The sequence below is a fragment of the Shewanella sp. Sh95 genome, assembly GCF_001308045.1.
Taxonomy (GTDB): Bacteria; Pseudomonadota; Gammaproteobacteria; order Enterobacterales; family Shewanellaceae; genus Shewanella; species Shewanella xiamenensis.
The window spans coordinates 60,420-67,444 of sequence record NZ_LGYY01000033.1 but is presented as its reverse complement, the minus strand read 5'-3'; the positions used below and the strand labels follow the sequence as shown (position 1 = coordinate 67,444).

The window sequence follows — 7,025 nt, the reverse complement described above, 5'->3', positions numbered from 1 at the left end:
AGCCGTTCGAGACTAGGACGTTGATAGGTCAGGTGTGTAAGCGTTGTGAGGCGTTGAGCTAACTGATACTAATGACTCGAGAGGCTTAACCATACAACCCAGATGGGTTTTGCTAAGTAGCACTTAGACGAATAGAAACACTTAAGAAGTGATACTCAATACAGCTTTCCGAATTATTAAATAAGATAAGAGCAGATTTTAGTTCCTAGAATCTAGCAGCACGGAGTGCGCTCTCGAATCTTGTTTAAACCGAATTTGCTTGGTGACAATAGCATTGTGGTCCCACCTGATCCCATCCCGAACTCAGAAGTGAAACGCAATCGCGCCGATGGTAGTGTGGGGTCTCCCCATGTGAGAGTAGGTCATCGCCAAGCGCCTAATTTAGCTTAATGTGCAAACTTAAGTTAAAGGAGCGGTAGTTCAGTTGGTTAGAATACCGGCCTGTCACGCCGGGGGTCGCGGGTTCGAGTCCCGTCCGCTCCGCCAACATTAAGAAATAAGCCTCATCGGAAGATGAGGCTTTTTTCGTTTATTCGCCGGATAAATCTACTCAGACTAACTATCAGCGGTGTTGTACTCTGTCTCATTCTTGTAAGCTATTCTGATACCATCATTTTTATTAAAAGAATTGAGTCATTTTCGTTATGATAGACGGCTTATTTTTACGGCTGGACAGGTCAGTTTTTCATTTGTGGGTGAGGTGGTTGTGCGCCACTTGGCAGTATTGAACTGTGTTTCTGCCCACAGATAAATTAAACGGTATAATGTTTACCAATTTTTACGAGTAATAAAATGAATTGTCGCCTAGGCTGTGGTGCTTGTTGTATTGCACCTTCAATTAGCAGTGGGATCCCTGGAATGCCAAATGGTAAGGCGGCTGGGGAGCGCTGTGTGCAGCTCAGTGATGATAATTTGTGTTTGATTTTCGGCTCGCCTGATCGTCCTGCGGTTTGTAGTGATTTTGAAGCGTCTTTAGATGTCTGTGGGGATTCTAACGAAGAGGCGCTTTGGTTGATCACAAACCTTGAATCTCAAACATCTCAATAGTTTATTGCTGACAGGTGAATTATGCAGTTAACACGCTATACCGACTTTGGTGTTCGCACGCTGATGTATTTGGCGGTTCAGCCCGATAGAACAACCCTTTTTAGGATCGCAGAGATTACCGAGGTCTTCGATTTGTCACCAAATCATGTCTCGAAAATTGTGCATCACTTAGGCAAGTTAGGTTATCTAGAAACCATACGCGGTAAGATGGGTGGCTTTCGTTTAGGGAAACCAGCGAGCGAGATTAATCTTGGGCAACTCATTCGTGCGTTAGAGAACTCGCTGGCACCGATTGATTGCAGCAAACCTTACTGCCGCTTCACTCCCGCCTGTCAGTTGAAGGGCGTATTAGCCCAAGCGGTTGAGGCGTATTTAAGCGTGCTCGATCAATACAGCTTGGAGGACATTGTAAGCAATCGAAATGAGTTGCTAGCGTTGCTGCCAGATATGACTATTTCTGTCTTACAGTTGGATTAGCGCCTTTCTCATGGGCTAGTTCGATGGGCAACAAGCGTGATGTCGGTACTAGCTCAATTCCTTCCGCCTTTAGGCGTGCTAAGTTCGTTTTTAAGAAGTGAATGGTTTCGGGGTAAGGATGCGCGATGGCCACTAAACTGCCTTGCGCGTGAGCCTGGCTTATCATCAAGTTAAACTGTTTTTCCAGCGCTGTTGCACTGACGTCATTATCGAGAAAGAGTTGGCGTCGTAGCAGTGGCACGCCGAGTAAATCTGCCTTATCTCCCGCCTTAGTGAATTTGGTGGTCATGCTATCGACAAAGTAGAGCTGCTTCTGCTTTAGCGTTTCCATTACCCATAACATAGGATCATCGAGCTGCGTCAGCAGGCTCCCCATATGATTGTTGGCACCTTTAGCGAAGGGCACGCTGGCGATAGCAGCAAGTACACTGCTACGTATCTGTGCTTCGCTCATTTTGTTGGTTAAACCGCCGAGCCCTAAGGCTTTACCATTGAGCGCCTGCATGGGTAAGTGCAGCATAATCTCGTGGCCTTTGGCGTGTGCGGCTTTGGCTAGCTTATTGCTGAGCGGCGTGTGTGGCAGCACCGATAAGGTGACTGCGCTGGGGAGTGAAAGCACGGCTTCGTCGGTGTGACGATAGCCGATATCATCGATGATCAAGGCGATTTGAGCTGCATTGCTTGGCGCAATACTGATAGCCAAAAGGGCCAATATATAAAATAGATGCACTATTTCTTCTTATTAGTCATGATGTTGTATCCAAGAAATAGCGGAAATGACTATGTTGTCTTGGCTGACATCGGTTCGTGCTGAGATGGCGTCGATTATAGCCATATTCTTTTGATTGGGGCCAGTTTCGGTTGCAACTTTGATATCTGGCACTATGCCAATAGCGTGGATGTTTTCCCCTTTGGGTGTGTTGTACTGGGCGATAGTGAGCTTGATGGCATTACCGTCGTTCAGTATGGGGATCAGGCTTTGTACTGTGCCTTTGCCGAAGCTGGTTTCACCGAGCAGCTTGGCGCGACCATTCTCTTGTAGGGCTGCGGCGAGGACTTCGGAGGCGGAGGCCGAGCCTTTATTGATCAGCACTAACATAGGCACATTGGTCAGCATGGTTTGGGAGGAGGCGTAATAGTCGGAATTGGCATCGAAGAAGCGGCCTGAGGTAGAGACGATTCGTCCTTTAGCTAGAAACAGGTCGGCAATTTTGATTGCCTGATCCAGCAAGCCGCCGGGATTATTGCGTAAATCTAAAATCAAGCCCGTAAGATGCGCGTTTTGCCACTGGCTTAAACTGCGCACCATATCCTCGGTGGAGTTTTCTTGAAAGCTGCTGAGCCTAATATAGCCGATATTACCATCCAGTAATTTGCTGGCGACAGATTGAATCGTAATAGTGCTTGGTTTGAGTGATACCTCGAACTGAGCGTCATCATTATGGTGCTTCAGTGTGAGGTGAATACTCTGATTGCTGAGGCTATGTTGTTTGATTTGATTGAGGATATCCGCAAGATTGGTTTCGGTGGTTGGCGTGTTATTTAGCTTGATAATGATGTCACCCGCTTGGATACCTGCCTGTTCGGCGGGCGAGTTCGCAAAGGGCGCGATAATGCTAATATGGTCTTTATCGCTAGCGACCTCAAAACCAAAGCCGAAGTATTCGCCGCGATTGGAGTCTTTTAAGTCGAGTAACTCTTGGTGATTTAAAAAGCTGGAATAGGGATCTAAGTGCTCAAAAATCCCTTTAATGGCCGCTTGCACCAGCTCATCTTTGGAAACGGTTTTAACGTAATAGGTTTCGACCGTTTCTAATACATCCTGCAATAGCGGGTAGTCGAAGTCACTCTGATATGATTTGGCATTCTCTTGGCTGGAGAGGCTAATGGATAGGCCTAGGCTTAGGCCGAGTCCAAGGCAGACGATATTGCGGATTAGATGTTTCATAGCCGTCCCCGATGTTGATGGGGACGGCCACCTTAGCGACAGTACTGATTAACGACAGTACTTGGCTGGATCGACCGCTTGCCCCTTATACCTTATTTCAAAGTATAGGCCAGGCTCTGTCTGTCCACCCGAACGTCCGACTAAAGCAATTGCTTCACCGGTTTTGACCATGTCTCCAGGGCTTTTTAACAGGGCCTGCGCATGGCCGTAGAGGCTCATGTAACCTTTACCATGGTCTATCACCATCACCATACCAAAGCCTTTAAGCCAGTCGGCATAGATGACTTTACCGCCAGAAACCGCGCGAATATTTTGTCCTTCGGGCGCAGAGAGCATAGTGCCTTTCCACACCACTTGGCCCGATCTCGGGCTGCCAAAACCAGCAGTAACACGGCCCTTTGTTGGCCATTTGAGTTTACCGCCTTGTTTATCGAAGCCTTCCATCGAAGGATTGTCACGCATGGCTTTAAGCGCTTGTTCAACCACCCGCTTTAAGCTGGCCTCTTCAATTTGCAGTTGTTCGAGTTCGGCGCCCTTGGTATTCAGGGTGCGCTGTAATTCATTGAGGGTTAATTGGCGTTGATCTTGTTCTTGGTTCAAGCGCTTAGATTGCACTTGTTGCTCGGCCATCAACTTAGTTAATTGTTTTTGCTTGCTGGTTTGGGTGACTTTAATCTCATCCAGCTCTGTGATGGTTTGTTTTAACTCGTTAATCGATTTCATCCGCGCTTTGTTGAGATATTGGTAATAGGCCAACATCCGCTCAATGGTGGCGGGACTTTGCTGATTCAGCATCATCTTTGTGTAATCGTGGTTACCGGCTAGGTATGCGCTCGCAAGTTGTTTTGAAAGCGTATTTTGCTGGCTCACCTTGAGGGTTTCTAACTCTTCCTGGCGTTGCTTGAGTTCGGCAAGCGTATTATCAATCTGCGCCAAACTGGTTTTGGTGCTATTGACCTTTTTGGCTGCCGCCGCAATCGCCTCTTCATCGCTGCGTAGCAGTGCGAGTAACTTTTCCCGCTGCTTACTGGTGTTTTTAAGCGCGCTTTGTTGTTGGTTGATTTGCGCTTGGATGGATTTCAACTCGGACTGACGCTTCTCCAAATCAGAAGCGTAGACCGAGAAAGATAACATCATAAAGCCAGCAATAATGCTGGCTTTAACGGGGAGTCGAGTGCTCACTAGGTAACAACTACTCTTTAACGTGGATTAAGGGCTTACCCGTCATCTCTGCGGGAATGGTTTCACCCATCAGGTGCAGAATCGTTGGGGCGACATCACTCAGTTTACCACCTTCATCTATGGTGGCGTCACGGCCAACAAACACAAAGGGTACGAGTTCACTGGTGTGCGCCGTATGGGCTTGGCCAGTGGTCTCGTCTGTCATCTGCTCGGCGTTGCCGTGGTCGGCGGTAATAATACATTCGCCGTCCACTTTTGCCAGTGCGTCAACTACGCGGCCTATACAGGCATCGACAGCTTCGCAGGCTTTAACCGCCGCATCGAAGTTGCCAGTATGACCCACCATATCACCGTTAGGGTAGTTACAGATAATCACATCGTATTTAGCGGATTCAATCGCAGCGACTAACTTATCCGTCAGCTCGGTTGAGCTCATCTCAGGTTGTAAGTCGTAGGTTGCCACTTTAGGTGAGTTGATCAGGATACGATCTTCACCGTTGAATGGCTCTTCCTTACCGCCGTTGAAGAAGAAGGTCACATGGGCGTATTTTTCAGTTTCGGAGATACGTAACTGAGTACGGCCACGATTTTGCAGCACTTCACCTAAGGTATTTACTAGGTTTTCAGAAGGATAAGCGATAGGTGCTTTGATATCAGCCGCGTATTCGGTCAGCGTTACAAAGTTAACCTTTGGCGTCACTGCACGTTCAAAACCGTCGAAATCGGCATTGATAAAGCTACGGGTGATTTGACGAGCTCGGTCGGCGCGGAAGTTCATGAAAATCAGCGCGTCGCCATCGTTCAAGCTGGCAACCTTGCCTTCGCTATCGGTAATGGCAGAAGACGACACAAACTCATCGTTTTCGTTACGCTCGTAAGCGGCTTCTAACGCGGTCACAGCGTTATCGTATTGGAACTTCGCCTTGCCTTGGGTGATCAGTGAGTAAGCCTGTGACACGCGGTCCCAGCGGTTATCACGGTCCATAGCAAAGTAACGACCAATAATCGAGGCGATACGGCCATGGCCCAATGTAGTAAACAGATCATCAAAGTGGCTTAGGCTGCCTTTGGCGCTGCGAGGTGGGGTATCGCGACCATCTAAGAAGGCATGTAAGTACACTTTAGTGGCACCGCGCGCTACTGCCATACGGCACATGGCTTCGATATGCTCTTCATGGCTGTGTACGCCACCGGGAGAGAGCAGACCCATAATGTGCACTGCACCACCGGCTTTGATGGCCGCATCGACGGCATCACAAAGGGCTGGGTTTTGTTCAAACTCATGATCTGCAATGGCTTTGCTGATGCGGGTCAGCTCTTGGTAAACGATTCGGCCAGAACCTAAGTTGATATGGCCTACTTCAGAGTTCCCCATCTGCCCATCGGGCAAGCCTACATCTAAGCCTGAACCTGAAATTAAACCGTGGGCATATTGGGCGTTGAGACGGTCGAGTACTGGTGTGTTAGCGTGGTAAATCGCATTCATATGCGTATTTTCACGGTAACCCCAGCCATCGAGGATCAACAACGCGATTGGACGTTTAGTTGTCGTCATGGTGATACCTTTAAAGTTTAAGGAAGCTAAAGAAATCTGAAATTGGTTAAATATTACTACGTAAGCGGGGTACGAAAAAGCGCTTTACCTAGATTAAGGTCATCGAATGGCTATTTCAGCGAATTCTGTGAGCGCCAAGAGAAGCGAGATGGCGCAAGGGCTGAGCTGTGTTCTAGAACTGTGACTAAACTGCTGCAATCTGCCAAGGCAATGGGTATACTCTGTGCCCTTATCGAATTTTTCGCCATTTATACGGGCTGTAACCATGCAAGAATATATCGAATTTTTTAAGGCTCACACTATGCTAAGTCTGGCTTGGGTGGGTTTGTTTGTAATGCTTGTGGTCAGTGTGATCAAATCGAGCTTTTCAAAAATCAAAAATGTTACTCATCAAGAACTCACTATTATGGTGAACCGACAAGACGCCAAAGTCGTGGATGTGCGTTCTAATGACGAATTCCGCAAGGGCCATATTGTTGATGCAGTTAACGTTACGCTCGCGGATATCAAAAATAATCAGGTTTCTGCCCTTGAAAAGTTTAAAGGTAGTCCCATTATACTGGTATGCAATGCTGGCATGACCTCGTCTCAAGCGGCTCAGCTTTTAAGTAAACAAGGTTTTGAAAACCTGTATAACTTGAAAGGTGGTATGGGTGAATGGCAGGCAGCGAATATGCCTGTTTCAAAAAGCAAAAGATAAGTTGTCGGCGGCAGTTATGCGCTGTGCTGCATAGTTAATTGATTGTGCAGCAGTAGCGTCATCATTGTTTGGCATACTAATCCTGCAGTCACTAAGGGCTTTATTAAGTGTTTAGA

Annotated in this window: 7 protein-coding genes, 1 tRNA gene and 2 rRNA genes; 6 read left to right on the top strand and 4 right to left on the bottom strand. The window is 47.5% G+C overall.

Annotated features, from left to right (window positions below):
* From AEA42_RS03045 to AEA42_RS03025, 5 genes are all read left to right on the top strand, one after another.
* Positions 1-93 (top strand): 23S ribosomal RNA (locus tag AEA42_RS03045); the annotation flags it as partial.
* Between the two features lie 165 nt (positions 94-258).
* Positions 259-374: ribosomal RNA gene (gene rrf, locus AEA42_RS03040) — 5S ribosomal RNA — on the top strand.
* A 35-nt stretch (positions 375-409) separates the two neighbouring features.
* Positions 410-486, top strand: a tRNA-Asp gene (locus AEA42_RS03035).
* 306 nt (positions 487-792) lie between these two features.
* Positions 793-1,047, top strand: a complete 255-nt coding sequence (locus AEA42_RS03030; protein ID WP_011624688.1) for a YkgJ family cysteine cluster protein — start codon at positions 793-795, stop codon at positions 1,045-1,047.
* Positions 1,048-1,068: 21 nt separating this feature from the next.
* Positions 1,069-1,524, top strand: coding sequence for an Rrf2 family transcriptional regulator (locus tag AEA42_RS03025; protein WP_037431159.1), 456 nt, complete (start codon positions 1,069-1,071; stop codon positions 1,522-1,524).
* Here AEA42_RS03025 and AEA42_RS03020 read toward each other — a convergent pair.
* Genes AEA42_RS03020 through gpmM form a run of 4 tightly spaced genes read right to left on the bottom strand, consistent with a single transcriptional unit; the run spans position 1,499 to position 6,209 of the window.
* Complete coding sequence (locus tag AEA42_RS03020; protein ID WP_055646932.1) at positions 1,499-2,254, bottom strand: divergent polysaccharide deacetylase family protein; 756 nt, start codon at positions 2,252-2,254, stop codon at positions 1,499-1,501. The genes AEA42_RS03025 and AEA42_RS03020 overlap by 26 nt on opposite strands.
* Positions 2,255-2,266: 12 nt before the next feature.
* Positions 2,267-3,472: a S41 family peptidase gene (locus AEA42_RS03015; RefSeq protein WP_055646931.1), complete on the bottom strand. Its 1,206-nt coding sequence runs from the start codon at positions 3,470-3,472 to the stop codon at positions 2,267-2,269.
* Between the two features lie 48 nt (positions 3,473-3,520).
* Entirely contained in the window at positions 3,521-4,654 is a 1,134-nt protein-coding gene (locus AEA42_RS03010) for a peptidoglycan DD-metalloendopeptidase family protein (protein WP_037414470.1), read from the bottom strand.
* Positions 4,655-4,664: 10 nt separating this feature from the next.
* Complete coding sequence (gene gpmM, locus AEA42_RS03005; protein WP_055646930.1) at positions 4,665-6,209, bottom strand: 2,3-bisphosphoglycerate-independent phosphoglycerate mutase; 1,545 nt, start codon at positions 6,207-6,209, stop codon at positions 4,665-4,667.
* Between the two features lie 265 nt (positions 6,210-6,474).
* Between gpmM and AEA42_RS03000 the strand changes: the two genes are divergently transcribed.
* A complete protein-coding gene (locus tag AEA42_RS03000; RefSeq protein WP_037414466.1) occupies positions 6,475-6,909 on the top strand; it encodes a rhodanese-like domain-containing protein in 435 nt (144 codons plus the stop codon).
* The last annotated feature ends 116 nt before the right edge of the window (positions 6,910-7,025 follow it).